23 protein-coding genes are annotated in these 26,861 nt (G+C 70.7%); 14 read left to right on the top strand and 9 right to left on the bottom strand.

From position 1 onward, the window contains the following. Window positions 1-84: 84 nt before the first annotated feature. The 4 genes from JEQ17_RS18135 to afsQ1 form a co-directional block, all read right to left on the bottom strand. Complete coding sequence (locus JEQ17_RS18135; protein ID WP_200396222.1) at window positions 85-651, bottom strand: VanZ family protein; 567 nt, start codon at window positions 649-651, stop codon at window positions 85-87. A gap of 103 nt (window positions 652-754) precedes the next feature. After that, complete coding sequence (locus JEQ17_RS18130; protein ID WP_200396221.1) at window positions 755-1,390, bottom strand: hypothetical protein; 636 nt, start codon at window positions 1,388-1,390, stop codon at window positions 755-757. Next, window positions 1,390-2,982 carry a sensor histidine kinase gene (locus JEQ17_RS18125; protein WP_234048250.1) on the bottom strand — a complete coding sequence of 531 codons (1,593 nt, stop codon included), beginning with the start codon at window positions 2,980-2,982 and terminating at the stop codon, window positions 1,390-1,392. The genes JEQ17_RS18130 and JEQ17_RS18125 overlap by 1 nt, the downstream gene beginning before the upstream one ends. Continuing rightward, window positions 2,979-3,656 carry a two-component system response regulator AfsQ1 gene (afsQ1, locus tag JEQ17_RS18120; RefSeq protein ID WP_055611283.1) on the bottom strand — a complete coding sequence of 226 codons (678 nt, stop codon included), beginning with the start codon at window positions 3,654-3,656 and terminating at the stop codon, window positions 2,979-2,981. The genes JEQ17_RS18125 and afsQ1 overlap by 4 nt, the downstream gene beginning before the upstream one ends. A gap of 275 nt (window positions 3,657-3,931) precedes the next feature. Here afsQ1 and JEQ17_RS18115 point away from each other — a divergent pair, with 275 nt between their 5' ends. Next, the gene (locus JEQ17_RS18115) at window positions 3,932-4,690 is read left to right on the top strand and encodes a SigE family RNA polymerase sigma factor (RefSeq protein WP_200396219.1); all 759 of its coding nucleotides are present in this window, start codon (window positions 3,932-3,934) and stop codon (window positions 4,688-4,690) included. 275 nt (window positions 4,691-4,965) lie between these two features. On the opposite strand, the gene JEQ17_RS18110 is transcribed toward JEQ17_RS18115, so the two are convergent. Continuing rightward, window positions 4,966-5,970 carry a hypothetical protein gene (locus tag JEQ17_RS18110; protein WP_200396218.1) on the bottom strand — a complete coding sequence of 335 codons (1,005 nt, stop codon included), beginning with the start codon at window positions 5,968-5,970 and terminating at the stop codon, window positions 4,966-4,968. Between the two features lie 179 nt (window positions 5,971-6,149). On the opposite strand from JEQ17_RS18110, the gene JEQ17_RS18105 reads away from it, so the two are divergent. Next, on the top strand, window positions 6,150-6,557 hold the full coding sequence (locus JEQ17_RS18105; protein WP_200396217.1) for a peptidase inhibitor family I36 protein: 408 nt from the start codon (window positions 6,150-6,152) through the stop codon (window positions 6,555-6,557). A gap of 30 nt (window positions 6,558-6,587) precedes the next feature. Here the strand turns inward: JEQ17_RS18105 and JEQ17_RS18100 are convergent, their stop codons facing one another. Beyond that, window positions 6,588-7,235, bottom strand: coding sequence for a uridine kinase (locus tag JEQ17_RS18100; protein WP_407700060.1), 648 nt, complete (start codon window positions 7,233-7,235; stop codon window positions 6,588-6,590). Window positions 7,236-7,362: 127 nt separating this feature from the next. On the opposite strand from JEQ17_RS18100, the gene JEQ17_RS18095 reads away from it, so the two are divergent. Further along, the gene (locus tag JEQ17_RS18095; RefSeq protein WP_200396215.1) at window positions 7,363-7,764 is read left to right on the top strand and encodes a hypothetical protein; all 402 of its coding nucleotides are present in this window, start codon (window positions 7,363-7,365) and stop codon (window positions 7,762-7,764) included. Between the two features lie 130 nt (window positions 7,765-7,894). Here JEQ17_RS18095 and JEQ17_RS18090 read toward each other — a convergent pair whose 3' ends face one another. The 3 genes from JEQ17_RS18090 to deoC are packed head-to-tail and all read right to left on the bottom strand — an operon-like array spanning window position 7,895 to window position 11,254. Continuing rightward, window positions 7,895-8,839 carry an aldehyde dehydrogenase family protein gene (locus tag JEQ17_RS18090; RefSeq protein ID WP_200396214.1) on the bottom strand — a complete coding sequence of 315 codons (945 nt, stop codon included), beginning with the start codon at window positions 8,837-8,839 and terminating at the stop codon, window positions 7,895-7,897. Next, entirely contained in the window at window positions 8,832-10,292 is a 1,461-nt protein-coding gene (locus tag JEQ17_RS18085; RefSeq protein WP_200396213.1) for an aldehyde dehydrogenase family protein, read from the bottom strand. Before JEQ17_RS18085 ends, JEQ17_RS18090 begins: the two co-directional genes overlap by 8 nt. Window positions 10,293-10,297: 5 nt before the next feature. Further along, a complete protein-coding gene (deoC, locus tag JEQ17_RS18080) occupies window positions 10,298-11,254 on the bottom strand; it encodes a deoxyribose-phosphate aldolase (protein WP_200401557.1) in 957 nt (318 codons plus the stop codon). A 262-nt stretch (window positions 11,255-11,516) separates the two neighbouring features. Here deoC and JEQ17_RS18075 point away from each other — a divergent pair, with 262 nt between their 5' ends. The 11 genes from JEQ17_RS18075 to pstB all read left to right on the top strand — a co-directional run bounded on the left by JEQ17_RS18075 (window position 11,517) and on the right by pstB (window position 26,858). Continuing rightward, a complete protein-coding gene (locus JEQ17_RS18075) occupies window positions 11,517-12,182 on the top strand; it encodes a PH domain-containing protein (RefSeq protein WP_200396212.1) in 666 nt (221 codons plus the stop codon). 260 nt (window positions 12,183-12,442) lie between these two features. Then, the gene (locus tag JEQ17_RS18070) at window positions 12,443-14,101 is read left to right on the top strand and encodes a hypothetical protein (protein ID WP_200396211.1); all 1,659 of its coding nucleotides are present in this window, start codon (window positions 12,443-12,445) and stop codon (window positions 14,099-14,101) included. Between the two features lie 316 nt (window positions 14,102-14,417). Continuing rightward, on the top strand, window positions 14,418-14,813 hold the full coding sequence (locus JEQ17_RS18065; RefSeq protein ID WP_200396210.1) for a hypothetical protein: 396 nt from the start codon (window positions 14,418-14,420) through the stop codon (window positions 14,811-14,813). Window positions 14,814-15,085: 272 nt separating this feature from the next. After that, window positions 15,086-16,027, top strand: a complete 942-nt coding sequence (gene pstC / locus JEQ17_RS18060) for a phosphate ABC transporter permease subunit PstC (RefSeq protein ID WP_234048249.1) — start codon at window positions 15,086-15,088, stop codon at window positions 16,025-16,027. Window positions 16,028-16,113: 86 nt separating this feature from the next. Beyond that, the gene (gene pstA, locus JEQ17_RS18055) at window positions 16,114-17,604 is read left to right on the top strand and encodes a phosphate ABC transporter permease PstA (protein ID WP_200396209.1); all 1,491 of its coding nucleotides are present in this window, start codon (window positions 16,114-16,116) and stop codon (window positions 17,602-17,604) included. Further along, the gene (gene pstS, locus JEQ17_RS18050; RefSeq protein ID WP_200396208.1) at window positions 17,601-19,310 is read left to right on the top strand and encodes a phosphate ABC transporter substrate-binding protein PstS; all 1,710 of its coding nucleotides are present in this window, start codon (window positions 17,601-17,603) and stop codon (window positions 19,308-19,310) included. Before pstA ends, pstS begins: the two co-directional genes overlap by 4 nt. Before the next feature lie 62 nt (window positions 19,311-19,372). Further along, the gene (locus JEQ17_RS18045; protein WP_200396207.1) at window positions 19,373-21,826 is read left to right on the top strand and encodes a hypothetical protein; all 2,454 of its coding nucleotides are present in this window, start codon (window positions 19,373-19,375) and stop codon (window positions 21,824-21,826) included. Window positions 21,827-22,111: 285 nt separating this feature from the next. After that, a complete protein-coding gene (locus tag JEQ17_RS18040) occupies window positions 22,112-23,083 on the top strand; it encodes a hypothetical protein (protein WP_200396206.1) in 972 nt (323 codons plus the stop codon). Between the two features lie 166 nt (window positions 23,084-23,249). After that, the gene (locus JEQ17_RS18035; protein WP_200396205.1) at window positions 23,250-24,695 is read left to right on the top strand and encodes a hypothetical protein; all 1,446 of its coding nucleotides are present in this window, start codon (window positions 23,250-23,252) and stop codon (window positions 24,693-24,695) included. A 317-nt stretch (window positions 24,696-25,012) separates the two neighbouring features. Continuing rightward, on the top strand, window positions 25,013-25,966 hold the full coding sequence (locus JEQ17_RS18030; protein ID WP_200396204.1) for a sortase: 954 nt from the start codon (window positions 25,013-25,015) through the stop codon (window positions 25,964-25,966). 43 nt (window positions 25,967-26,009) lie between these two features. Continuing rightward, on the top strand, window positions 26,010-26,858 hold the full coding sequence (pstB, locus tag JEQ17_RS18025) for a phosphate ABC transporter ATP-binding protein PstB (protein WP_200396203.1): 849 nt from the start codon (window positions 26,010-26,012) through the stop codon (window positions 26,856-26,858). The last annotated feature ends 3 nt before the right edge of the window (window positions 26,859-26,861 follow it).

Raw genomic sequence — 26,861 nt, 5'->3', positions numbered from 1 at the left:
TTCGTGAGCGTCGGTCCGAGGCTTCCCGTGTGGCTGCCTCATCTGTCGTCAACGCTACGGAGACGAAGGGTGCAAAGCGTCGCTCTAGGGGGCGATCCCGACCCTGGGAATCGTCGGGGTCCGACCCTGAGTCGCCTCCTCGGCCGCCTGCTTGCGGCGTAGGGCGGCGACCCGGCGCCGGCTCTCGGCCCGGCGGCGCAGCAGGGACCGGGCGGCGGGCACCACGGCGACATGGGCCAGCGCCACGCCCACGGTGTTCAGCAGCAGCGAGTCGACGTCCACGACCTGCCCCGGCACCCCGGTCTGCAGGAGCTCGATGCCCAGCGAGAGCAGGGCGCCGGCGGCGACCGTACGCATCAGGGACAGCAGCGGGGAGACGACGAGCCTGCCGCCCGCCAGCGGCAGCAGCACTCCGAGCGGGGCGAGCAGCAGCAGGCCCTTGCCGATGTTGCGGGCGGCCGCCTCGGGGCCCAGCGCCAGATCGGCCCGGATGCTCGCGAACGGACGCAGATTCGCGGCGCTCACCCACGGCACGTCCAGGGGCCGCAGCGTGAACCAGGCAACAAGCGCGAGATGTGCGACGAGGAGGACACCCCCCGCCGCACGAAAGCGGATCACGGCGCTGCTGCCGTTCGAGCCTTGACGCTGCACGATCCCCAAGACGCGGCCACCGGCAGGATCGGTTCCGTGTGACGGCGGCGCTTGGCCCGCACGGGTGAGGCGTGCGCCACAGACGGGGTCCGGCCGAGGGGGCTCAGGCCCCCTCGGCCTCCGACTGCGGCGGGGTCTCCGTACCGGGGCGGGAGCGCACCGACTCCGTGCACTCGTAGCGGCGCGGGGCCTCCGTGCCGGGCCCGCCGAGCGTCACCGAGTCGCCGTCGGAGGCGGCCGCCGAGTCGCTGAACGTGCAGATGATCTGGGCCAGCGCGTACGGCGTCAGGTCCGCGGGCGGTGTGCTCAGGCGCAGTGTGTCGTCCGGTTCACCGCGGCCCGGGCCGCTCACCGTGAGGCCCTGCGGCACGCTCGTCGTGTAGTTCGCCTGCTTCTCGGCGTCCGACGGGGACTCGGAGAGCTCGTCCAGAAGCGCCTGTGCGGCCCGTACGCGGTCCGTCGCCGCGGGTCCGGCCCCGATGCGCACGGTCCGGTCCACCGGCGCCAGTTGCGAGGAGCAGAGCAGGAAGACCTGGACGAGGATCCCGCGCGAGGACTGCGTACCGATGTCGGGCTCGTTGAGCGTGCACGGCACCCGGGAGGGCGCGGGACCGAAGTCGGTCGGCACCTCCGTCGCCCGGATCCCGCACCCGGCGAGCGTCACGGCGAGCAACGGCACGGCGAGCGCGAGACGGGCCGCACGCGTCCGGCGTACGCCCCATGTGTGGCGTTCGGACATCACGCGCCCCCCTCGGTGCGGTCGTCGGCGACGGCCGCACCAGGGCCCCCGGAGTTGTCGGGGTTCTCGGGGTCCTCCACCTCCGAGGCGTCGCGCGGCAGGCGCAGGGTGAAGACCGCGCCGCCCTTGGGCGAGTTCGCGGCGGTGATCTCACCGCCGTGGATGTGGGCGTTCTCCAGGGCGATGGACAGACCGAGGCCGCTGCCCTCCGAACGCGGCCGGGAGGCGCTCGCCTTGTAGAAGCGGTCGAAGACGTGCGGCAGGACGTCCTCGGGGATGCCGGGGCCGTGGTCCTGGACCTCGATGACCAGGTCGTTGCCCTCGTCACGCACGCTCACGCGCACCGGGGAGCCGCCGTGCTTGAGGGCGTTGCCGATCAGGTTCGCCATGATCACGTCCAGCCGGCGCGGGTCGACCCGCGCCATGAGGCCGCGCTCGGCGTCCAGGTCCACCGCGTCCAGCCAGGCCCGCGCGTCGATGCACGCGGTGATCTGGTCGACGATGTCGACGTTGTCGAGGACGAGCCGGGCCGTGCCCGCGTCGAAGCGGGTGACCTCCATGAGGTTCTCCACCAGGTTGTTCAGCCGCCGGGTCTCGCTGACGACGAGCCGGACCGCGGGCTCGATCATCGGGTCGACGCTGCCGGTCTCCGCGTCGAGCTCCTCCTCCAGCACCTCGGTCACGGCGGTGATCGCGGTCAGCGGCGTCCGCAGCTCGTGCGACATGTCCGCCACGAACCGCCGGGACGCCTGCTCGCGGGCGCTCATGTCCTCGACCCGCTTCTCCAGCGACTCCGCCGTGCGGTTGAACGTCCGTGACAGATCCGCGAGTTCGTCCGTGCCGGACACCCGCAGCCGGGTGTCCAGCTTGCCCTCCCCGAGCCGCCGGGCCGCGGTGCCCAGCCGGTGCACCGGCTTCAGTACGGTCGTCGCGGCGGCCTGCGCGAGCAGCGCCGAGCCGATCAGCGCGAGCCCGGTCGCGATCCCCAGCGACCAGGCGAGGGAGTTGAGGTCCTTGGCCTCCGGCTCCAGCGACTTGAGCATGTATCCGGTCGGCCCGCCGCCGATCACCTTCGCGCCGCCCACGAGATACGGCTTGTCGCCCTGGACTGTCCGCTGCCAGTACAGGTGGTACGTGTACTTGTTGTTCGAGGAGATCTCCTGCTCCTTGTTCACCGCCTTCTGGAGGGACTTCGGTACGTCCTCCAGCGTGAAGGTGTCCAGGTCGGAGTTCCCGCGGACCGGCTTGCCGCTCTCGTCCTCGGCGATCAGCAGCACGCTGAACCGCTGGCTGCTGTTCGCCATCTGCCCGGCGGCGCGCTGCAGTTCCTCCTGAGTGGGATGCGGCCGCAGCGTGCTCGCGCGGGTCTGCATCGCCTGCTGGAAGTCGCCGAGCACCGCGTCCTGCGTACGCGTGAGCACCGCCTCGCGGTTGAGCCAGTACGCGATCCCGGACGCCGACACGGCGGCGGTGAGCGCGACGAGCCCGAACACCACGACCAGACGCAGCCGCAGGCTGGTGAAGCGCAGACCCGCCAGTATCGTCTTGCGCGCCGCGGCCCAGCCGCGGAGCTTGTCCTGCGGTTTTGTCACTGAGGACTGTCCAGCCGGTAGCCGACTCCCCGAACGGTACGGATCAGGGTGGGGGAGGACGGCACGTCCTCCACCTTCGCGCGCAGCCGCTGCACACACGCGTCGACGAGCCGTGAGTCGCCGAGGTAGTCGTGCTCCCACACCAGCCGCAGCAACTGCTGGCGGGACAGCGCCTGCCCGGGCCGCCGGCTCAGTTCGAGGAGCAGCCGCAGCTCGGTCGGCGTCAGCTGCAGATCCTCGCCGTTCTTCGTCACGGTCATCGCCGCACGGTCGATGACCAGCGAACCGAAGGTCGCCGCGTCGTTCGCCTCGCGCTCGCCGCGGCGCAGCACGGCCCGGATACGGGCGTCGAGCACACGCCCCTGCACGGGTTTCACCACATAGTCGTCGGCGCCGGACTCCAGCCCGACCACGACGTCGATGTCGTCGCTGCGCGCGGTCAGCAGAATGATCGGCAGCTGGTCCGTACGCCGGATGCGGCGGCACACCTCGAATCCGTCGATGCCCGGCAGCATCACATCGAGGACGATCAGATCGGGCCGTTGCTCGCGCAACAGCTTCAGTCCGTCCTCGCCGGTGGCAGCGGTGGCCACCCGGTGTCCCTGGCGCGTCAGAGAGAGCTCCAGGGCCGTCCGGATGGCGTCGTCGTCCTCGATCAGCAACAGGGAAGGCACGGACGTCATTCTGTCCCATGACATGGGCGTGTATCGACTGTTGGAGCGCTCCCACACATGTCCCGCGTACGAGTGGGTGGCCGTGTGTCGGATGAGTAGCCGTACGACGCTTCTCTGTGATCGGTCTGTGGGCCGGCTGGGCCGAGCCCCTGTGACAGGTCTGTGACAGTCGGCGGACACCGTCATGAAGTGGCCCCGGCAAGCTTTTGGTCACAGGCAAGGAAGCACCACAGCGAAGTACCGAATCACCGGAACTCCACGACGGGGGGCGCGAGATGAACACGCTGCACAGCACAAGCACTGGCGCAGTTGTCACGCGGCTCCACGACGTCACGAGGAGCACGGAGAAGTCCGGTGCCGTGAGCGGGCGGGGGTGCGCTCGCGGCACCGGGCGTCAGCACACCGGGTACATGACGGTGGTTGACGCACACACGGGGGGAAGCAACACGGGGGTTGCCCACGGGGGAACGGGGGCAGCGTACGGGGAGGTCACGGGGGAGCGTCGCTCGGTGTCGGAGGCGGAGTTCACCGCCTACGTCCAGGAGCGCCGCGCCTCCCTGTACGCAACCGCCTACCACCTGACCGGTGACCGCTTCGAGGCCGAGGACCTGCTGCAGAGCGCACTGTTCTCGACCTACCGGGCCTGGGACCGGATCAGCGACAAGGCCGCGGTCGGGGGCTACCTCCGCCGCACGATGACCAATCTGCACATCAGCGCGTGGCGCCGCCGCAAGCTGAACGAGTACCCGACCGAGGAGCTGCCGGAGACGGCCGGCGACACGGACGCGATGCGCGGCACCGAGCTGCGCGCCGTCCTGTGGCAGGCGCTCGCCCGGCTGCCCGAACTCCAGCGCACGATGCTGGTCCTCCGTTACTACGAGGGCCGCACGGACCCGGAGATCGCGGAGATCCTCGACATCAGTGTCGGCACGGTGAAGTCCAGCATCTGGCGGTCGCTCCGCCGGCTGCGCGAGGACCAGGTCCTCAGCTTCGGCCGTGACGAGGAAGAGTCCTTCGGGGAGCTTGTCGCCTGAGGGATGTGGGGGGATGCCCGTCACTCCGGGGGGAGGTAGCGGGCAGGGTGTTCGTCACTCCGGGGGGAGGCGGCGGACAGCACGGGGGAGCAGTACCGGGGGGAACCAACGGGGTCACGGGGGACCACGGGGGAAAACGAGAGTGGGTCCAGGCAGACCGGGGGGTCTGACTGGGCCTCCTTTCGTTTTCGCCCCTTTTTCGCGCCCTTTCCGTGCCTCGGGCTCTTCCGTGCTTCTCCGCTACTCCGCTGCTTGTGGTCCTTCTGCTTCCTGTCCTACTTCTTGTCCTTCGCCACGACGGTCTCCGCGCGCTCGATCATGCGCCGCTTGCGGTCGTTCACCGCGGTGAGCATCGCCTCGTTCTTCTCGATGAGCTGCTTCTGGTGGCCGGACTCGATGGCGTGCCGCTTCGCGACATAGCCGGTCGCGGCCTTGCAGCGGACGTCGGCCTCCGCCGTGGCGATCTCCTTGGCGGAGGGTGCGGGGAAGCTCGGGTGCGGGCCGTTCGGGCTGGTCCTCGTGGTGCGCCAGGTCTCGTCGTCGGCCGCCGCGAGCGGGTCCGGATACGTCAGTCCGGCCTTCTGCATACAGGCGCTCCACCGCTTGTCGAGGGCGATACTCCCGGGGTCCTTCTTCGTGGTGGCGGACGCCTCGAAGAACAGCGTCTGGACCTTCGTCAGATCGTCGGCGGCCCGGTCGGCCAGCGCCGCACGCCGCGCCTGTCCGTGGCAGCCGCCCTCGGGGACGCCGGCCGGGACCTCCGTGGAGGTGCCGCCCTTCTTCCGCGCCTCCTGGGTCGTTCCGGTGTAGACGGCGGCCGCGGCGGGAGTGATCGTCCTGTCCCGCGCCTGTGCTTCCCGCTGCGCCGCCACGGCCTCCTGCCGGGTGACGCCGTCGGGCAGCGGCGGTTTGTAGCCGTACACGCGGACCGAATCCAGATCCGTGGGCCCGTACTTGCGGGCGTTGAGCGGAATGCCGGCCCCGGACGCCTCGTACGCGGGCCAGCTCACGCCGAACTTCTTCAGACAGGGACCGGCCAGGACGCGGACCGCGTGGTCGACCGTCGAGGTCTCCGCGGTGGTCGGGCGGTAGGCGTCCAGCGGATAGGCCTTGGGCGCGTTGGCGAACGAGGTGGCGACGACCGGTTCGGTGTCCTTGTAGTTCCGCTCGTCCCGGGCGGTGTCGCCGCTGCCGCCGCAGCCGGTGGCGAGGAGTGCGGTGGCGGCCGCCAGGGGGATCATCGCGCGGGCTCCGGTCACCGGGCTCGTCCTGTTACGCATGTTTCAGATGATCATTCGTGATGCGAACCGGTCAAGTGGCTGAAGGCGCAGGGCGGTTCGAACATATGTGTTCTGGTCATGATCATCGGCATTTCGGCCATTGTTCGAAGTGATCGTTTGGCGTGTCGGCCCTTGTGCCAAGGTCATCTGCGCAATCGCTCCGCAACGAAGGGCAGGAAATGACAAGAGCACGAGGTCTTCTGGCGGCGTCGGCGATGTCCGTCGCGGCGGTCTTCGCCGCGATCACGCCCGCGCAGGCGGCCAGTTACGACGGCAGCTGCAACGTGGACGAGGCGTGCCTCTACCGCAACCTGGACTACGCGGGTGGCGTCTACGACACGCTGAACAGCAAGAAGACCTACAGCGGGATGACCTACTACGGCACCTCGACCGCCACCGACAACTCGGTGAGCTCGGCCAAGAACCGTGACCCCGACAGCAACCTGTGGTTCTACTCGGGCACCAACTGGACGGGCGACTCGTGGGGCCTGCCGGCCGGCTCCAACACGAACTTCTCCAGTTCGTTCGAGAACACGCCGTCCTCGCACTGCTGGAGCGGCGCGACCGCGGGCTGTCCCGCGGGCTGACGGTGAGCCGCGCCGCCGGGGCGGGTGCCGCTACGCCGTCGTCCGGCGTGGTGCCGCGCGGTGCCCGGCGGTCGCGGCGGCCAGCCGGTCCAGGGCCTCGTCCTTGTCGCAGGGGTACGCGCCGAGCGCGGTCTGCCGGGCCACGATCGACCGCTCGGACCGCATCAGCCGCCAGCCGCGACGCAGCAGGAACGGCACGGACTTGCGCCCCTCCCGCAGATCCCGCAGGAACCGCCGCCGGAAGGTGGCCACCGCCCCCCGGTTCAGGCACAGCGCGTCGGCGAGCACTCCCGCCTCACGGCACCGCTCCACGATCTCCGCGGCGAAGATGCCCTCCGCGATGAAGGCGGGCGACCCCTCGATGTCGACACTCTCCTCGCCCGTACGTGCGCTGAGGGAGATGTCGTACATCGGAACGCCCGTACGCCCGTTCCGGCACAGCTCGGCTATCGCCGCGACGGCGGCGTCCGCGTCCCAGGACAGCGGGTGGTCCCAGTCGATGTCCGAACTCCCCGCCACCTGCGGCAGCGTCGGGTCGTCGCCCTCTTTGTAGAAGTCGTCGAGCCGCAGTACCGGAAGGCCGGAGCGGGCCGCCACCAGGGACTTGCCGGAGCCCGAGGGGCCGCACAGCAGCACGACGCGGGCGGTTGTCGCGGAATTCGGGAGATGTGAACTCACGAGACACCAGTCTGACGCATCGAGCGCCCCCGGCCGACCCCGCGGGTCGCCTTTGGAGCGGGCATCACACCTCAACTACCCTTCGTGTCGACCTGATTACTTTGCGCAGCAGAAGGTGGCAGCAGCCATGGCACGATTCCCCGCCTCCCAGAACCCGACCGCCCGGCGCGCGTTGCTGGCCCTCACGACCGCGGGCATCGCGGTGGGCGTGGGAGCGACCTCGGCGGCCGCGGACACCGAGCCCGTCGTCGACGTCGTCCGCACCCGGCCCACCTCGCTGGGCAACGTCAACCCGCAGGCGGGTGTCCAGGCGCTGACCGGGACCGTCGGTTACGTGACCGGTCCGGTCGCGGGTCTGAAGCCCAACCCGCTGGCCGGCACGGGCGTCGACCCCCTCGACAACGGACTCGCCACCCAGGTCGCCGACTTCCCGCCGCTGGCCACGACCATGCTGACGGCCCCGGTCGCCCAGGCCCAGTCGCTGGGCGCCGTTCCGGTCCTGGGACCGGCGACGGGCCTGCTGCGCTGAGCCGTACAACTGCCCGTAGTGCGGCCGCGAGTCGCGCGAAGGGCCAAGAGAGAGCCGCGCCTCCCCCGGACGGTGGGGAAGCGCGGCTCTCCGTCTTCGGCGGCCGTCGGTACGACGAACGCGGTGGCCGTCAGTACGACGAGCCGGAGGCGCCCAGTGCGCCCGTCGGGTGCCAGACCGTCTTCGTTTCGAGGAAGGCGGTGAGGCGCTCGATGCCCGGATTCGCGAAGTAGTCCGGGTAATCCACAGCCTGTGGACGGACGACCCGCTTGAGGTTGTCCGCGGCCGCGACCTCCAGTTCCTTCGCGAGCACGTCGTCCGCGCCCGCGAGGTCGATCGCGTTGACGTCCTGGTGCGCGGCCAGCGGGGCCGCGATCTCTGCCGTCTTTCCGGAGAGGACGTTGACGACCCCGCCCGGAACGTCGGAGGTGGCCAGCACCTCGCCCAGCGACAGCGCCGGGAGCGGGGACTTCTCGCTCGCGATCACGATCACCGTGTTGCCCGTCGCGATCACCGGGGCGATCACCGAGACCAGCCCGAGGAACGACGACTCCTGGGGGGCGAGGACGACCACCACACCCGTCGGCTCGGGGGTGGAGAGGTTGAAGTACGGGCCCGCGACCGGGTTGCCGCCACCCACGACCTGGGCGATCTTGTCGGTCCAGCCCGCGTACCAGACCCAGCGGTCGATCGCCGCGTCGACGACCATGGCCGCCTTGGACTTCGACAGGCCCTCCGCGTCCGCGACCTCCCGTACGAACTGGTCCCTGCGGCCCTCCAGCATCTCCGCGACGCGGTAGAGGACCTGGCCGCGGTTGTACGCCGTCGCGCCCGACCAGCCGCCGAAGGCCTTGCGGGCGGCGACGACCGCGTCACGGGCGTCCTTGCGGGAGGAGAGCGGTGCGTTGGCCAGCCAGTTGCCCTCTGTGTCGGTCACCTCGTACACCCGGCCGCTCTCGCTGCGGGGGAACTTGCCCCCGACGTACAGCTTGTAGGTCTTGAAGACGCTCAGGCGCTGTCGCTCCGCCTTTTCGGTGTTCTTGGGCTTCTCGGTGTTCTTGGGCTTCTCAGACATCGAGGTACGCCTCCAGGCCGTGGCGGCCGCCCTCGCGGCCGAAGCCCGACTCCTTGTAACCGCCGAACGGTGACGTGGGGTCGAACTTGTTGAACGTGTTGGACCAGATCACGCCCGCGCGCAGCTTGTTCGCGACGGCCAGGATCCGGGAGCCCTTCTCCGTCCAGATGCCCGCGGAGAGGCCGTACTGGCTGTTGTTGGCCTTGGCGACCGCCTCGTCGGGCGTGCGGAAGGAGAGGACGGACAGGACCGGGCCGAAGATCTCGTCGCGGGCGATGGTGTGCGCCTGGGTGACGTTCGTGAAGAGCGTCGGGGCGAACCAGTAGCCGGCGGAGGGGAGTTCACAGGCCGGGGACCAGCGCTCGGCGCCCTCGGCCTCGCCCTGCTCGACGAGTGAGGTGATGCGCGAGAGCTGCTCGGCGGAGTTGATCGCGCCGATGTCCGTGTTCTTGTCCAGCGGGTCGCCGAGGCGCAGGGTCGACAGACGGCGCTTCAGGGAGTCCAGCAGCTCGTCCTGGATCGACTCCTGGACCAGCAGCCGGGAGCCCGCGCAGCAGACCTGGCCCTGGTTGAAGAAGATGCCGGAGACGATGCCCTCGACGGCCTGGTCGATGGGGGCGTCGTCGAAGACGATGTTCGCGCCCTTGCCGCCCAGTTCGAGCGTGACCTTCTTCCTGGTGCCCGCCACCTGGCGGGCGATGGCCTTGCCGACGGCCGTGGAGCCGGTGAAGGCCACCTTGTTCACGTCCGGGTGCTCGACGAGGGCCGCGCCCGCGCTGCCGTATCCCGGAAGGATGTTGACGACGCCCTTCGGCAGGCCCGCCTGGCGGCAGATGTCCGCGAAGAAGAGGGCGGAGAGCGGGGTCGTCTCGGCCGGCTTGAGCACGACCGTGTTGCCCGTCGCCAGCGCCGGGGCGATCTTCCACGCCAGCATCAGGAGCGGGAAGTTCCAGGGAATGACCTGGCCCGCGACGCCGAGGGGCCTGGGGTTCGCGCCGAAGCCCGCGTGGTCGAGCTTGTCCGCCCAGCCCGCGTAGTAGAAGAAGTGCGCGGCGACCAGGGGGAGGTCGGCGTCCCTCGTCTCCTTGATGGGCTTGCCGTTGTCGAGGGTTTCGAGGACGGCAAGCTCGCGGGAGCGCTCCTGGATGATCCGGGCGATGCGGAACAGGTACTTGGCGCGCTCGGAGCCGGGGAGCGCGGACCACTTCCCGAAGGCCTTGCGGGCGGCCTTCACCGCGCGGTCGACGTCCGCCTCGCCCGCCTGGGCGATCTCGGAGAGGACCTCTTCGGTGGAGGGGGAGACGGTCTTGAAGACCCTGCCGTCCGCCGCCTCCACGAACTCGCCGTCGATGAACAGGCCGTACGAGGGCGCGATGTCGACGACCGAGCGGGACTCGGGCGCCGGTGCGTACGCGAACGCGGACGACCGCTTCTCGGTGTTTTCCGTGGTCATGGTGATCAGTCCACCGTCACGTAGTCGGGGCCGGAGTAGCGGCCGGTGGCCAGCTTCTGCCGCTGCATCAGCAGATCGTTCAGGAGCGAGGACGCGCCGAAGCGGAACCAGTGGTTGTCCAGCCAGTCCTCGCCCGCGGTCTCGTTGACCACGACCAGGAACTTGATGGCGTCCTTGCTGGTGCGGATGCCGCCGGCGGGCTTCACGCCGACCTGCACGCCGGTCTGGGCGCGGAAGTCGCGGACCGCCTCCAGCATCAGCAGGGTGTTCGAGGGAGTCGCGTTCACCGCCACCTTGCCGGTGGACGTCTTGATGAAGTCCGCCCCCGCCAGCATGCCGAGCCAGCTCGCGCGGCGGATGTTGTCGTACGTCGACAGCTCGCCCGTCTCGAAGATGACCTTGAGGCGGGCCGCCCCGGAGGCTTCCTTGACGGCGACGATCTCCTCGTACACCTTCGCGTAGTTGCCCGCGAGGAACGCTCCGCGGTCGATGACCATGTCGATCTCGTCGGCGCCCGCGGCGACCGCGTCCCGCACGTCCGCCAGCTTCACGTCGAGCGCGGCGCGGCCGGCCGGGAAGGCGGTGGCGACCGAGGCGACCTTCACGCCGGAGCCGGCCACGGCCTCCTTCGCGGTGGCCACCATGTCCGGATAGACACAGACGGCGGCGGTCGACGGGGCCGTGCGGTCCGTGGGGTCGGGGCGGACCGCCTTGGCGCCGAGCGCCCGGACCTTGCCCGGGGTGTCCGCGCCTTCCAGCGTCGTCAGGTCGACCATCGAGATGGCGAGGTCGATGGCGTACGCCTTCGCGGTGGTCTTGATGGAACGGGTGCCGAGGGAGGCGGCGCGGGCCTCCAGGCCGACCGCGTCCACGCCGGGGAGTCCGTGGAGGAAGCGGCGCAGTGTGCGGTCGGACGTGGTCACGTCTGTGAGTGCGTGTGCTGCGGGTGCAGTGGTGGGCATGGTCACCAGACGAGCATATCTACGCGCGTAGCGGCTGTACAGCCCCGGGTTTGGGGGAGGGGCGGGGAGGGTGGGGGTGGGTGTCTGGAATATCGACCCCGCCGCCCCTACCCATTCCCGCCCCTTCCTCAGGGGCTCCGCCCCCGAACCCCCGCTCCTCAAACGCCGGAGGGGCTGAAAAGCCAAGTGCCGGAGGGCTGGATGCTTCAGTGTCGGAGGGGCTGGAAATCGGCTTCGGGCGGCGTCGGGCAGAATCGAGGGTATGACGACGCCCGACCAGCAGCCGACCGTGCCGGAGACGCCGGATCCTCAGTTCAAGGATCGGGTCTATCGGTCGCCCTCCGGTATCGCGGGCGGGGTGCTGTTGCTCGCGATCGCGGGGTGGCTCGGGATCGATGCGCTGGTCACGGGTGAGGGGCGGGCGCCGTGGGTATCGCTGGCCGCGCTGCTTTTCCTGGTTCCGCTGGTGCTCGCGTTCACCGTGCGTCCGGCCGTGTACGCCAATGAGCAGCGGCTGCGTATCCGTAACCCCTTCCGGGTGATCGTGCTGCCCTGGGGGACGGTCGAGGCGTTCAGGTCGGGCTACTCGAACGAGGTGCTCGACAAGGTCGGCGCCAAGTACCAGGTGTGGGCCGTGCCCGTCTCGCTGCGGGGCCGCAAGCGGGCGGCCCGGCGGGAGGCGCGCGGGGAGGCCCGCGGTGCCGCGGCGGCCGCCCGGGGCGGTCAGCAGCACCATGCCGCGGCCGTGGCCACCGGCCCCGTGCGGGCCGCGGGCGACCAGATCATGGAGGAGCTGCGCGAGCTCCTGGACGCCCGGGGCAAGGATCCGCGGGCGCAGGGCGAGGTGTCGGTGCGCTGGGCGTACGAGATCGTGGCGCCGGCGGTGGCCGGTGCCGTGCTGCTGGCGATCCTGCTCGCTGTCGGCTGAGGTCGGCCAGATCCGCTGAGGCAAGGCTGTCGGTCCGTGCTTTCGGATCCTGTGATTTGTTGAGCCATCTCACGGCTTTTCGTGGCTTGACCTCCTCCTGGGTTTGAGGCGATGGGCGCGTCCGGCCGTACGAGAGGGCAGCACCTCGGTGGGGGCGGAGGCGGTCCGGTGGCCCGGGCAGGGGCGTCCGGTCGCTACTGTCACCACCTGTGCCGGCGCCGGTGTCACCACCGGCGTTCCCACGCGATCCAGGAGTGCATGTGTCGTACGACGAGCCGCTGCGACTGCCCGTGGCCGCGATACCCGAGGGCTGCCGGGACTGGACGGCCGGGCGGGCCGGCAACTGGTCGGCCGCGCTGCCTCCGCGCTGGTCGTTCCTGCGGGTGCGCAGGTCGATCGCGGCGGCCGTGTCCACCTTCGCGCTGTGCGCGGGCGCCTGGGCGGCGATGCTCGGCGGACTGTGGCCGCTCGTCGCCGCGGGATTCGCGGTGTACATCCTCTGGGTGCTCGCACGGCCGGAGCTGGTCTGGGGCGGTGCGCCCGTCCTGCTGCTGGCGCTCGCCCTGGAGGCGCGGTCGCTGCCCTGGGCCCTGACCGCCGTCCTGGCGTTCGCCGTGGTGGTCACCTGGGCCGCCGTCGCCGTACGTCTGCGGGCCCGGAGCGGTCAGCTCGAACGGGCGCTGGAGGCCGCCGGGGACGTCACGGCACGGACCCCGGACGCGGACGCCGTGCTCCTGCGCGGCCGTTTCCTGCTCCCGCTCGGCCTCACGGTGCTCGGGCTCGGTGCGCTCATCGGCGCCACCGCGGGCCTGTGGGGCACGGCCGACGACGAGCGGGGCTCCTGGGTCATGGCCATCTACCTGGCCGGGCTCGCCGTGACCGCCCTGGCCTCGGCGTGGCTGGGCCGCCGCCGGGCCCTCGCCCTGCGCCGGACCCCCGTGCCCGTACTGCGCGTCCTCGTACGCGACGACGCGCAGGGCACCACGGAGGTGTACGCGGCGGACGACCTCGCCGCGGTGCGCCCGCTCTTCACGGTGGACCTGACGTCGTACGACGGTGAGGAGCCGGACGACGACGAGGACGAGGACGACGAGGACGGCGAAGGAGGCGACGAGGAACTGGAGCGGCTCCTCGACGCGGTGGACGACGACACCCCCGGGCCGGTCCGCGAGGCCGTCCTCTACGGCGCCCCCTTCGACGGCGCCGAGATCGTGGTCGTCAGCGCCGACGAGGACCCGGACCAGCCGCCGCTCACGGAGTGGTCGACGGGACCGGTCCGGCCGCTGTCGCCGAGCGCCGGCATGAGACGGGTCGCCAAGGAGAAGGCCCGCGAGGAGCAGAACCGCCAACTGGAGGAACAGGCGCGGGAGTTGGTCGTCGACCGGCCGCCCGTCCCGGTCCGCCGCTGGAGTGCGGGCTGGCTCGACTGGGTGGCCGCGGCGCTCCTCGTGCTCTGGGGTGCCTGGTTCGTCGCGATGTGGCTCTCCGAGTCCGGGGCGCCTCTCTGGAAGCTGGCACTCCTCGGCGTACTCGGTCTCTACGGAGTCGTACGCGTCCCTCTCAAGCTCGCCTGGCGCATCACCGCCGACCGCTCGGGTCTGTGGGTCACCGGACTGCGCGGCCCCCGGCACGTCCCCTGGGACGACATCCGCTCCGTACGCCGTCAGTCCTTCGAACTGAAGCTCCGCTGGCGGGGTGACGACTGGTCGGTCGCCGCGCCGCGCTGGGCCTGGTTCGAGCGACGCCAGGGCCTGGTCCATCCCTACGACGCCCTGGCCGCCGAACTCACCGCCATGCGTACGGATCCCGCACTCCGGCCCACCGGGGAGAGCACCGCACCCGAACGGGGGCGCCCGCTCTGGCCGCTGGTCCTGCTGCTGGGGCTGGTGTGGGCGGCGGTGTTGGTGGTGTGGGGCTGAGGGGCTGAGGGGAGAAACAACTCCTCGGACCGCTCCAGCCCTTCGGATCGCGTCCGGTCCCCACCGGGCCGACCCGGTTTCCGCACTCCTGCACCCTTCCTGACGGCAAGTCAGATATCTCCGCCCAGCCGGGCGACAGCGCTTTCCGCCCCGCCTTTCCTACGCGTTACCAAGGGGATACCAGCCCATGAAGTGTGCGTCGGGCAGTTAGTTTTGCCTGCCTTGCGTCACAGCTGTCTCAGTAGATTGCTCATGTCGCTCACAAGGGGGCCGTACCTGCGGTTCTGCTGTCTCGAAGGGCGGCGGGGGTGGGGAGATGGAGCAGCCCAGGGGGGCGGCAAGACCTGCCGCCGTCGCGGCGGGGATGAGATGTCAGATCGACTTCACGGCGGAAGGCGCTTACGGCTGGCGCCTGGTGGCCCCGAACGGGCGGACCGTGGCGGTCTCGGCGGACTCGCACGACTCGCACACACAGTGTCGAGCGGCGTTCACCAAACTCTGTGCGAGGCGTGACGAGCTGGTCGGCGGGATCCAGCACAGCTCGGAGGGGGGCGGCTGGGTCTGGCTGCTCTGGGACGCGGCGAACCGTCCCGTCGCGGCGGCGGCACGTACGTACGAACGCCATGCGACCTGCCGTTCCGCCTATGACCGCTTTCGCGCGTTGTTACCCGAACTCGACCCGGAGCGGCCGGAGTTATGGGGTGAGACATGAGGTGCGGCGGGTGATGGCGGAGGTGTGGAGGGCGCGCCGGGGTGGAAGTTGCCCCCAGGGAACCTCTCGTTCACGCATCGGGATGGGCATGTCAATCGAGGACGTAGAACGTCCGGTGTGTGCCTCAGCCGAAACCTCCGAGATCCCCGAGATCTCCCCTGCTCCGGAGAGTCCGAAGAGCGGGACCCGGGCGCGGCGGCCCACTGCCCGCCGCGCCCGGGCCACTCGCGTTCGCCGATGACGTACCCCGTCGGCTGTACGCGGATTCAGGTGTGCCGGACCGGGTCTTCCGTGCCGTCGCCCGCGGCGGTGGTGGGTTCGTGCTCGCCGTCATGCTCCTGGTCGGCGGCTTTCTGCTGCTGAGGGCCTGGCAGGCACTCGACCGCGCGGGCTGGTCCTTCCTGACGACCGCCGCCTGGCAGCCCGACACCGGGAACTTCGGCATCGCGGCCATCCTGGTCGGCACCGTCCTGATCGCGCTCGTCGCGATCACGGTCGCCGTGCCGCTCGCCCTCGGCGCGGCGCTCTACATCTCCGAGTACGCGCCACCGCGGCTGCGCCGCACCCTGATCAGCGTCGTCGACCTGATGGCCGCCGTCCCGTCCGTGGTGTACGGCCTGTGGGGGGTCTTCTTCCTCGAGGGCAAGGTGCTCCCGACCGCCCGCTGGATCGCCACCTACTTCGGCTGGATCCCGGTCTTCGAGGTCGACGGCGCGGATCCGCGCGACCCGCTCGCGCCCGAGACCGTCTACACCTCGTCCACGTTCATCGCCGGCCTGGTGGTCGGCATGATGGTCGCGCCCATCATCTGCTCGATCATGCGTGAGGTCTTCTCGCAGGCCCCGGCCGGTGAGCGCGAGGGCGCCTACGCGCTCGGTGCGACCCGCTGGGGCATGATCCGCAGCGTCGTCCTGCCGTTCGGCAAGGGCGGCATGATCGGCGGCACCATGCTCGGGCTCGGCCGGGCGCTCGGCGAGACCATCGCCGTCTTCATGCTCATCTCGCCGGTCTTCACCGTCCAGTGGCACGTCCTGCAGTCGGGCACCAGCTCGGTCTCCTCGCTGATCGCCCTGCGCTACGGCGAGGCCAGCGAGTTCAGCCTGTCCGCCCTGATGGCCGCCGGGTTCGCCCTGTTCGTGATGACCCTGATCGTCAACTTCGCCGCCTCGTCCATCGTCGCCCGCAGCCGCTCCGGCGCGGCCAGTGACGCGTGACGTGACATGTCGATGACACCCCCGCCGGCCCACCGGCCGGCCCCCCGATGTCGCGGCCACCTGTGTCCCCGAAGGAAAGAACGGCGATGACCGCAGCCCCCGAGACCGAGACCCGCGCGAGACCCCGGACCACCATTCCACCCGCCGTGCGCGCCGCCGCCCCCGGCGGTGAACGCAGGCGTTCCGTCGCCCAGTTGAGGGCCACCGACGTCTACGCGATGTCCGGCGCCGCTGCCGCCGCGCTCGCCCTGACCTGGCTGCTGTTCGCCCGGCTGCTGCCCTTCAACGGCGCGGTCGGCTTCGTCGTCGTCGCGTACGCCCTCTTCCTCGGCCTGTACGCGCTGCTCGTCTCCTTCGACGAGGACGGGCCCGCCGTCGCCGACCGGATCGCGGCCGCCGTGGTCCGCTCGCTGGGCGCGGTGCTCCTGAGCGTGCTGGTCTTCGTCGTGTCGTACACCCTCTGGGAGGGCCGCAAGGCGCTGCCCCATCTGAACTTCTTCACCGAGGACATGCGGCTGGCCGGGCCCCTGGAGCCGCTCAGCACGGGCGGTATCAAGCACGCGATCGCCGGCACCCTGATCGAGATCACCATCGCGTTGATCATCACGGTCCCCGCCGGACTGGTCTGCGCGGTCTTCCTCAACGAGGTCCCGGGACGCTTCGCCCGGTTCGTACGGACGATCGTCGAGGCGATGACAGCGTTGCCGTCCATCGTGGCCGGCCTGTTCATCTACGCCACCGTCATCCTCACCCTCGGCTTCCCGGAGTCCGGGTTCGCCGCCGGGCTCGCGCTCTCGGTGATGATGCTGCCGATCATCATCCGCGCCTCCGACGTGGTGATCCGTCTGGTCCCCGGCACGCTGCGCGAGGCCGCCTACGCCATGGGCACCTCGCGCTGGCGGACCGTCTGGCACGTGGTGCTGCCGACCGCCCGCTCGGGCCTCGCCACCGCGGTGATCCTCGGCACCGCCCGCGGTATCGGGGAGACCTCGCCGGTGCTGATCACCGCGGGCTTCGGCGCGGAGTTCAACGCCAACGCGTTCTCCGACCCCATGGTGTCGCTGCCGCTGGCCGCGCTGAAGCTCGTCGAGTCCCCCGAGCCGAACATGATCGCCCGTGGGTTCGGCGCCGCCGCCACGCTGCTCGTCGTGGTGCTCGCCCTGTTCGTCGTCGCCCGGAGCATCGGCGGACGCGGCCCCGGACAGCTGACCCGCCGCCAGCAGCACCGCCGGGTCGTGGCCTCCCGCAAGGACGCCCGGCGCTTCTCGACCCGGACCCACCAGGGGCCCCCGGAGGTGGGCCCGGATGTCACCTCCCCGCCTGCCGCAGGGCGTCTGGCGCGGATGCTGCGCGCTCCGCTGGGTGTGTTGTTCGTTCGCCGCGGGCCGGTGGGGGCTGGTCGCGCAGTTCCCCGCGCCCCTTACGGGGCGCTGTACGGCGCCGGACGTCGCGAGGTCCGCCCTTCGGGCGAACGACGGGCGTCCGACGACCGGGCCGGGGCCCCGGCCACCCGCTCGGCCGTCCGGCCCGGCATTTCCCTCCGCAAGTCGGCTCAGGATCCGAGGAGTTCGTCGTGAGACCCGCAACCGCCTTCCGCCTCTGTGCCACGGGGCTGGCGCTGCTCTGCGCACTGGTCGCCGTCCGGCCGCCCGCCGCCGAGGCGGCGTCCTATACGAAGATCACCGGCTCCGGCTCGACCTGGAGCTCCAACGCCCTGGACCAGTGGCGGCGCAACATCTCCGCCAACCTCGGCATGACGGTCAACTTCAAGGCCGTCGGCTCCTCCCAGGGACGTGAGCAGTTCCGCAACGGCGTCGTCGACTTCGCGGTCTCCGAGATCCCGTACGGGCTGACCGAGCAGGGCGTCACCGACAACCCGCCCGCCCGCGGCTACGCGTACATGCCGATCGTGGCCGGCGGGACCGCCTTCATGTACAACCTCAAGATCGGCGGCAAGAAGGTCACCAACCTCCGGCTCTCCGGACCGGTGCTCGCCAAGGTCTTCACCGGCGCGATCACCATGTGGAACGCCCCGGAGATCCGCGCCGACAACCCCGGCCTGACCCTCCCGGCCCGCCGGATCGTCCCGGTCGTCCGCTCCGACGGCTCGGGCACCACGGCCCAGTTCACCACCTGGCTGGCCAAGGAGCAGGGCGCGGTCTGGAACGACTACTGCGGGCGGACCGGCCGCGGCGGCTCCTGCGGGATGACCTCGTACTACCCGGTCCTGTCCGGCTCCTCGATGATCGCCAAGTCCGGTTCGCTGGGCGTCTCCGGCTTCGTACGGCAGCCGCAGGCCGAGGGCTCGATCACCTACGTCGAGTACTCGTACGCCATCAAGACCGGCTTCCCGGTGGCCAAGGTCCTCAACAGGTCGAACTACTACGTGGAGCCGACCGCCTCCAGCGTGGCCGTGGCCCTGACCGGCGCGCGGATCAACCAGGACAAGAACTCGCCGAACTACCTGACGCAGATCCTGGACGGCGTCTACCGCAACGGCGACAAGCGGACCTATCCGCTCTCCAGCTACAGCTACATGATCCTGCCGACCTCCGTCGGCGGCGACAAGAACCCGATGAACGCGGCCAAGGGCAACTCGCTGGGCACCTTCGCCCGGTACTTCCTCTGCGACGGCCAGCAACAGGCGGAGGAACTCGGCTACTCGCCGCTGCCCAAGAACCTCGTCCAGGCGGGCTTCGACCAGGTCCGCCGGGTCCCCGGCGCCCCCACGTCCGGCGTCGACATCAACGACTGCCGCAACCCCACCTTCTCGGGCGGCAGGAACACCCTGCTGGACAACGCCCCCCAGCCCAAGGACTGCGACAAGAAGGGCTCCACGCAGTGCTCCGACGGCACGGCCGGGGCCAAGTCGAACACGCCGGTCAACCCGGGCGCCCAGGGCCGCGGCAACACGAGCGGCGGTTCCGCCACCGGCGGTTCCGGCAGCACCGGCGGGTCGGGCAGCACGGGCGGTGCGGGTGGCACCGGCGCCGACAGCGACGGTGACGGCACCCCGGACGCCCGGGAGTCGGCGGCGGCCACCACGACGGGCGGCGGCACCGTCGACCCCGACACCGGCGAACTCGTCAGCGGCGACGGCACCGGCCTGGGCGACAACGCGGTGGTCGCCAACCCGGTCAACCTCGCCTCGGGCCAGCAGTTCGGCCTGCGCGGCGCGCTGATGGCACTGTCCGCGGTCCTGCTCCTCGCCGTGGTCGTCGGTCCACCGCTCACGGCCCGCATGTTGTCGGCCCGTGCCCGCCGCAAGGGAGAAGCCGCATGAGACCCGCCCGAGGGCCGATACGAGAGCTGATACGAGGTCCGGTGCGAGAGCCGGTGCGAGGCATGAGCGGGCGCAGACGGGTCGCGGCGGGCGTCGGCTCGCTCCTTGCGGCCCTGGTGCTCGGGCTGGTGCCGCTGCCGCAGGACGCCCAGGCGGCGACCGCCGAGGACTCGGCCGTGACGAAGACCGGATCCGCCGGACCGCACGACGACTTCTCCAAGCTGAAGGTCACGGTCCACCAGACGAAGAACCTGCGCGGACAGGGCGTACGGGTCACCTGGTCCGGCGGCAAGGCGGCGCCGACCGGCGCCAAGTACAACAACTACCTCCAGATCATGGAGTGCTGGGGCGACGACGCGGACAAGGGGCCGGACCGCACACAGTGCGAGTTCGGTGCCGTGGACGGCGCCCCGGCGGGCGGCGGCCGGCTCGTCTCGCCGACCAGGGACCCGCTGGAGACCGACCACGCGACGGACGCCGACAACATCCCCTTCATCCCCTTCAAGCCCGTCGAGGGCGCCACGACCACCACCGGAACGGACTGGACCTACTTCAACAGCCTCGACACCAACTCCCAGACCTGGCTGCCCAACGACTCCGACGGCAACGGCGAGACCGTGTTCGAGATGCGCTCGTCGGTCGAGTCCCCACATCTGGGCTGTGGCGCGCGGACCACGTCGTCGGGCACGGTCAGGCCCTGCTGGCTGGTCGTCGTCCCGCGGGGCGAGCACGAGACCAACGGCACCGAGGGCAACAGCGGTTCGGTACGCAGCTCCGCGCTGAGCCAGTCGAACTGGAACCAACGCCTGGTCTTCCGGCTCGACTTCCTGCCCGTCGGCAGCAACTGCTCCCAGGACCGGGCCGAGCGCCGCACCATCGGCTCCGAGCTGATCACCGACGCGATGACGTCGTGGCAGAGCGCGCTGTGCGGCTCCGGCGCCGGACGGTTCACGTTCACCCAGTCCGGCGAGGGCGAGGCACGGGAGCGCGTCACCGCGCCGAGCGACACCTCGCCGGGCCTCGGCTTCACCGTGCAGCCGGTGGAGGCCGTCGAGGACGGGCCGCCGGTCGTACAGGCGCCGGTGGCGATCAGCGGCCTCACTGTCGGCCTCTACTGGCGGTACGACGTCACTGTGGGGGAGGGCTCGGGCTCGTACATCGCGAACCGTCAGCTGCACGACGTGAAACTGAACCAGCGGCTGCTCGCCAAACTGCTCACCCAGTCGTACCAGAAGAGCGTGGCCACGGCGGAATACCTGCCCGCCTACATCAAGTCGAACCCGGAGACCATCGGGGCCGACCCGGAATTCCAGAGACTCAACCCCGATTTCCCCGCCGCGAGCGGCAGAACGTATTCCCCCTGGGGGCTGCTCCTGTCCACGGAGAACTCCGACACGGCCACCATGATCTGGCGCTATGTCCAGCAGAACAAGGACGCACGGGAATTCCTCACGGGCAAGGCGGATCCGTGGGGCATGAAGGTCAACACCTCGTACCGGGACATGGACCTCGGCACGACACCCCTCGACTACTTCCCCAAGGCCGACCCGACGACGTCGAAGGCGTCCTGCGGCACCCCGGAGAACTCCCTGCCGTTCGACGGCACCGACCTCGTCCCCTACACCAACGACATGCACGACGCCGCGCAGAAGGTCCGCAACGGCTACGGCGGGCAGCTGTACCTGTGCGCGCAGTCGGGCTCGGGCTGGAAGCTGAGCGGTGAACGCCCGGCCGCCACCAACGCGCGGGAGTTCGGGGTCGTCGACTCGGCGTCCAGCACCCGCTACCAGCTCGATGTCGCCGCCCTGCCCAACGCCGACGGCACATATGTGAAGCCCACCGCGGACGCCATGCTCAAGGCCGTCGCCGGCATGCCCGACTCGTCGGTGGCCGGAGTGAGGACCCCCGACCCGGCCAAGGCCCGGAACGGCGCCTATCCGCTCACCGCCGTCGTCTACGCGGCCTCCTCCGTCGACCAGGCGAAGGCGGCACGCCAGGACTACGCCAAGGTGATCAGGTACGCGGCGGGCGCGGGCCAGACGCAGGGCACCGCGCGCGGCGAACTTCCGTACGGCTACGCGCCGTTGCCCAAGGCGCTGCGCGACCAGGCGCTGCGGGCGGCGACCACGCTGGAGACCTGGGTGGCGCCGGCCTCCTCGGACGATCCGGGCGGGCCTGCGGAGAACGGGCAGGGCTCCGGCGGTTCCGGCGGCGACGGGACGGCCTCGGGCGCGGGTGCCGGCTCGGCGGCCGGCGGGGGCGCCGGAGGCGGAAGCGGTACGGAAGGCGCGTCCGCGGGCGCGAATCCCGACACGGCGGACACCAGCAGGCCGTCCGTCGCGTCGACCGACCCGGCGAAACAGAACGTGGCCGAGTCCGGTGGGCTCACTCCCTCGGAGGTGATCGGTCTCGTCCGGTGGGTGCTGCTCGCCGTGCTGATCGCCGGCGGTGTCGCCGCGCTGGCCGGTCCCGTGATGCTCCGGCTGTCCTCGCGGCGGGTCCCCGCAGGGGGTTAGGGCCTGTCCGACAGGACCTGGCCGCAGGGCGGAGTCCGATTTCCCGGGATCCGGCGGTTCCGGGAAATCGCTCTTCCCGTCACCGAATTCTCTAGGTGTCACCTTGGAAATGAGTTCTTAACTCAATGGGTGGCTGGATTTGGTGGCCGTTGTGAAGCGGTGTGCGGAATTGTTTGCCGCGGCCGGCCGACGGGTCGGCGGGAAACAGAATCCGGATCCTGCTTGATGCTCCATTCTGCTTCACGCTCCATTCCTCGCAATCCGTTTTGACGGAGGAGAACAGTAGTGAACGTCAAGTCCCGTGCACGTATCGGTGCCGTTGTCAGTGCGGCCGCCCTCGCCGTCGGTGCCATGGCCGCCCCGGCCGTCGCCGACCCGTCCAACGGTTTCCGGGTGCTCGCCGGCGCCGGTTCCGACACGACCCAGGATGTCCTGAACGGCCTCGGTGACTCGGTCGACGGCGGCAACACGGTCGCCTCGTACGACGCCACCGGCACGGCCACCGTCAAGACCCGTGCCACCGGCTGTGTCATCAACCGCCCCAACGGCTCCTCCGCGGGCATCGACGCGCTGCGCAACGCCGTCGACAACAACACGGGCTGCCTCGACTTCGCCCGTTCCTCGCGCGGTCCTGCCGACACCTCGACCACGGACCTGACCTGGATCCCGTTCGCGAAGGACGCGGTCACCGTCGCGGTCCGCGGGGACAGCGCGCTCAGCAACGGCCTGAACCTGACCACGGCCCAGCTGCACGACGTCTACACCTGCTCGCTGACCTCGGTCAACGGTGTCGCCCTCACCCCGCTGCTGCCGCAGACCAACTCCGGCACCCGCACCTTCTTCCTCGGCCAGATCGGTGTGGCCGAGTCCGCCGTCGGCACCTGCGTCGGCTCGATGCAGGAGCACAACGGCGAGGCGCTGGACAGCGCCGGCGACATCGCCCCGTACTCCGTGGCCCAGTACATCGCGCAGACCGGCGGCATCGTGAACGACCGCCACGGCGCCACGGTCCTCGGCCGCGTCAACGGCTCGGCGCCGCAGAACGCGGACGGCACGCTCAACGTCGACTTCACCTACAACCGCGACGTCTACAACGTCGTTCCGACCTCGAAGCTGTCGAACGCCACCATCGCGTCGACGTTCGCCGGCTCCGGCTCGAAGGTCTGCAACGACGCCGACACGATCCAGCTCTACGGCTTCGGCGTGATCACCAACTGCGGTGACACGACGGACCCCGACCTCAAGGGTGAGCGCTGATCACCGGCTTCACGACCTGACCGCACAACGGCCGGGCACCCCCAGGGTGCCCGGCTCAGCGGCGTATCCGGTCACCGACCGACCCGGAAGCACGCCAATCCGACCCCGAACCGACTCGATCCGACCCCGAACCGAACCGACCCGAACCCTGTGGGGGGACCACCACATGAACCGCCAGACACTGCTCAGATCACCCGCGGCACTGCTGATGTGCTGCGCCCTGTTGCTGGGGGCCCTGTCGGGAGTGCTCGCGTTCGCGGGCCGGGCGGAGGCCGTCACCTCCTCCGGGAAGTTCACGCTCGCGCCGGCCACCGGCAGCATCAAGGCCCCGCTGAGCGCCACCTCCGCCAGTACGGACGCGGGGTGCCCCGAGACCAGCAACCCCACGGCCATGTTCCTCTGGCTGCTCAAGCCGGGGAGCACCACCGTCGCCAAGCAGCTCGCCAAGAGCACCTCGGCGGACACGATCTCCAAGACGGCGCCCTTCACGGTCCCGCTCACCCCGGGCACCGCGACCGTCGAGGCCCAGCTGCGCTCCTACGTGACGGAGGGCTCCCTCGACGGCAAGTACACCCTTGCTCTGGCTTGCGGCGCCGGTCTGACCAACAACGTCCCGGCCTTCACCGCGATCGTCCAGGTCACCGGCGAGACCTGGACGCTGGTCCAGACGCAGACGACCACCGTCGCCCTCGACGGACCCTCGACCCCCGTCGGCGGCTCCCTCAAGCTGACGGCCACGATGACCCCGGCCGCCGCCGCGGGCAAGGTCGAGTTCGCCTACACCGGGACCACGAACGACACGTCCACCCCGGTCGGCACGGCCGACGTCGTGAACGGCAAGGCCGAGTTCACCACCACGGCCCCCGCCGCCGCCGGCAACCACTTCTACTCCGCGACCTTCACGCCGACCGACGCGGACGCCTTCAGCGCGGCCCAGTCGACCAAGGTCATCCAGATCACCGCGGCGAACCAGTCCCCCTCGCCCACCCCGTCGCCCACCGACCCGTCCCCCAGCCCCTCCACCCCCGCCGACCTCGAAGTGACCGACGAGAGCGGCACGGTGCTGGAGGCCAACCCCAACCTCAGGGCCGGGCAGACGGTGAAGATCACGGCGCGTGGCTACACCAAGGACGCCACGGTGAAGGTCGCGCTCGCCGACAGCGAGGAGAAGTACGCCGACGCCAAGGCGGACGCCGAGGGGACCGTCAAGGACTACGCGTTCACCCTGCCGAAGAAGCTCGCGGACGGCGATCACACGCTGACCCTCGCGGAGGACAAGACCGAGGGCCACAAGGTCCAGTTCGCGTTCACCACCGGAGTCGTCGACGACCCGAGCGACGAGCCCAGCCCCAGTCCTTCGGAGAGCGACTCGGGCACGGTCGGCGGTGCCGACGGCGGCACCTCGGGTGACACGAGCGGTTCCGGTGGCGCGGGCGGCTCCGGCGGCGACACCGGCGGCTCGGGCGGCGGCGGCAGCATGGCCTCCACCGGCGCCCAGGTCGGCGCCATCGGCCTCGCCGGGCTCGCGCTGCTCTGCGCGGGTGCCGCCCTCGTCGTCCACGTCCGCCGCAAGGGCCTGCTGACCTTCGGCGACACCCCGAACCACCTCTGACGGACCGCACGGCCCGACCGGCCCCGCCGACCACGGCCGACAGCCGACCACCGGGTCCCGGGGCTCAGCCACCGGACCCGGTGGCGGCGGCCGTCGGTCCCGGAGGCCGCCGTCGGGTCCCGGTGGCGCCAGTGGCTCCCTCGCCGTCTCCGGGCCGTCGGCTTCAACTCTGCTGGCCCATGGCCCCAGCCTTCGGGCGCAACCCCGCCCACCGAACCGACCGCCCACTGAACCAGCCCGCCCACTGAACCAGGCCACCCACCGAACCGCCCGTCCACCGAACCAGCCCGCCCGTCCGCCCGAGGAGCGCACCCACCGTGTCCGTGCTGGCCCCACCACCTCCGACGCAGCCCGCCGCCCCGCCGCCGCCCGCTCCCGGGGCGCGCCCGCCCGTGCGGCACGACGACGAGGCCCGGCCGCCCGCCCGTCCAGGACTCGCGCTGGCCGGCGCCACCCTGTGCGTGCTGGCCGCCGTGCTCCTCGGGTTCGCCGCGAACCTCACGATCGTCGGGCACCTGCAGCACTCCCGCGACCAGCAGACCGCGTACGACGATCTGCGCGAGCAACTCGCCCTGGGCACCGCCCCGGTGGGCCAGCGCACCTTCGACGGCAAGCCCCTCGCGCTCGGCGCGCCGGTCGCGCTGCTGCGCATCCCCGCACTCGGCCTCAAGGAGGTGGTCGCCGAGGGCACCACCTCCAGCGTGCTGATGTCCGGGCCCGGCCACCGCCGCGACACCCCGCTGCCCGGACAGGCCGGCACCGTCGTCATCATGGGCCGCCAGTGGGGCTACGGCAGCCCCTTCAACAACCTGCACAGCCTGCCCACCGGCACCCGCTTCGAACTGACCACGGGCCAGGGCAAGTCGGTGTACGAGGTCACCGGCATCCGGCACGCCGGAGACGAACTGCCCGTCCAACTGGGCCAGGGTCAGGGGCGGCTCACCCTGATCACCGCCAAGGGCGCCCCGTACACGCCCAGCGGCCTGCTGCGGGTGGACGCCAAACTCGTCTCCGACATCCAGCCGAACCCGCCGCGCGCGATCAGGTCCGGCTGGATCGATCCCTCCGAGCAGGCCCTCGCCGGCCAGAACGACGCCTGGCTCGCCGTCTTCCTGTGGACACAGGGGCTGCTCCTCGCCTCGCTGATCACCGTCTGGCTGTACCGCGTGTGGGGCCGCTGGCAGACCTGGATCTGCGCCGCGCCCGTACTGGCCGCACTCGGCCTCGCCGACTCCGCGGCGCTCACCGCGCTGCTGCCGAACGTCCTCTGACCCTCCGCCGAAACCCAGTCCCGTACGGGAGTTGACACTCGCAATGTCCACCGAAACCACTGCCGTCGCCGACCTCACGGACACCGTCGTCCAGCCGCGGATCGTCGTCGGGCAGGGGCCCGCGAACCTGGAGGCCGAGGACGTCTCGGCGTGGTTCGGCGACCACAAGGTCCTCGACCGGGTCTCGCTCACCATGCCCGCACGTCAGGTCACCGCCCTCATCGGACCGTCCGGCTGCGGCAAGTCGACGTTCCTGCGGATCCTCAACCGCATGCACGAGCTGATCGGTTCGGCCTCGCTCGCCGGGCGCGTACTGCTCGACGGCGAGGACATCTACGACCGCGGCCGCCGCATCACCAGGGCCCGCCGCGAGATCGGCATGGTCTTCCAGAAGCCCAACCCCTTCCCCGCGATGTCCCTGTACGACAACGTCCTGGCGGGCCTGAAGCTCAACGGCATCAAGGCGTCCCGCGACGGCCGGGACGACCTCGTCGAGGAGTGCCTCACCAAGGCCGGACTGTGGAAGGAGGTCAAGGACCGGCTCCGCCAGCCGGGCGGCGCCCTCTCCGGCGGACAGCAGCAACGCCTGTGCATCGCACGCTCGTTGGCGATCCGCCCCCGCGTGCTGCTGATGGACGAGCCGTGCTCGGCCCTCGACCCGACGTCCACCCGGCGCATCGAGGAGACCATCGCCGAACTCAAGTCCGAGGTCACCATCGTCATCGTCACCCACAACATGCAGCAGGCCGCGCGCGTCTCCGACACCTGTGCCTTCTTCCTGGCGTCCCACGGCACACCGGGGGTGATCGTGGAACACGGGGACACGGAAGCGATGTTCGGCTCCCCCCGCGACGAAAGGACGTCGGACTACGTGAACGGCCGGTTCGGGTGATCC

The organism is Streptomyces liliifuscus, from assembly GCF_016598615.1.
Taxonomy (GTDB): domain Bacteria; phylum Actinomycetota; class Actinomycetes; order Streptomycetales; family Streptomycetaceae; genus Streptomyces; species Streptomyces liliifuscus.
This window is presented reverse-complemented; position numbering and strand designations above follow the sequence as displayed.

Excerpts from the sequence above, each read along its gene's own strand:
- JEQ17_RS18130 (WP_200396221.1), bottom strand. The coding sequence starts at position 1,390 with ATGTCCGAACGCCACACATGGGGCGTACGCCGGACGCGTGCGGCCCGT.
- JEQ17_RS18115 (WP_200396219.1), top strand. The coding sequence starts at position 3,932 with ATGAACACGCTGCACAGCACAAGCACTGGCGCAGTTGTCACGCGGCTC.
- JEQ17_RS18110 (WP_200396218.1), bottom strand. The coding sequence starts at position 5,970 with ATGCGTAACAGGACGAGCCCGGTGACCGGAGCCCGCGCGATGATCCCC.
- JEQ17_RS18105 (WP_200396217.1), top strand. The coding sequence starts at position 6,150 with ATGACAAGAGCACGAGGTCTTCTGGCGGCGTCGGCGATGTCCGTCGCG.
- JEQ17_RS18095 (WP_200396215.1), top strand. The coding sequence starts at position 7,363 with ATGGCACGATTCCCCGCCTCCCAGAACCCGACCGCCCGGCGCGCGTTG.
- JEQ17_RS18090 (WP_200396214.1), bottom strand. The coding sequence starts at position 8,839 with ATGTCTGAGAAGCCCAAGAACACCGAGAAGCCCAAGAACACCGAAAAG.
- JEQ17_RS18085 (WP_200396213.1), bottom strand. The coding sequence starts at position 10,292 with ATGACCACGGAAAACACCGAGAAGCGGTCGTCCGCGTTCGCGTACGCA.
- deoC (WP_200401557.1), bottom strand. The coding sequence starts at position 11,254 with ATGCCCACCACTGCACCCGCAGCACACGCACTCACAGACGTGACCACG.
- JEQ17_RS18075 (WP_200396212.1), top strand. The coding sequence starts at position 11,517 with ATGACGACGCCCGACCAGCAGCCGACCGTGCCGGAGACGCCGGATCCT.
- JEQ17_RS18065 (WP_200396210.1), top strand. The coding sequence starts at position 14,418 with ATGGAGCAGCCCAGGGGGGCGGCAAGACCTGCCGCCGTCGCGGCGGGG.
- pstA (WP_200396209.1), top strand. The coding sequence starts at position 16,114 with ATGACCGCAGCCCCCGAGACCGAGACCCGCGCGAGACCCCGGACCACC.
- JEQ17_RS18045 (WP_200396207.1), top strand. The coding sequence starts at position 19,373 with ATGAGCGGGCGCAGACGGGTCGCGGCGGGCGTCGGCTCGCTCCTTGCG.
- JEQ17_RS18035 (WP_200396205.1), top strand. The coding sequence starts at position 23,250 with ATGAACCGCCAGACACTGCTCAGATCACCCGCGGCACTGCTGATGTGC.
- pstB (WP_200396203.1), top strand. The coding sequence starts at position 26,010 with ATGTCCACCGAAACCACTGCCGTCGCCGACCTCACGGACACCGTCGTC.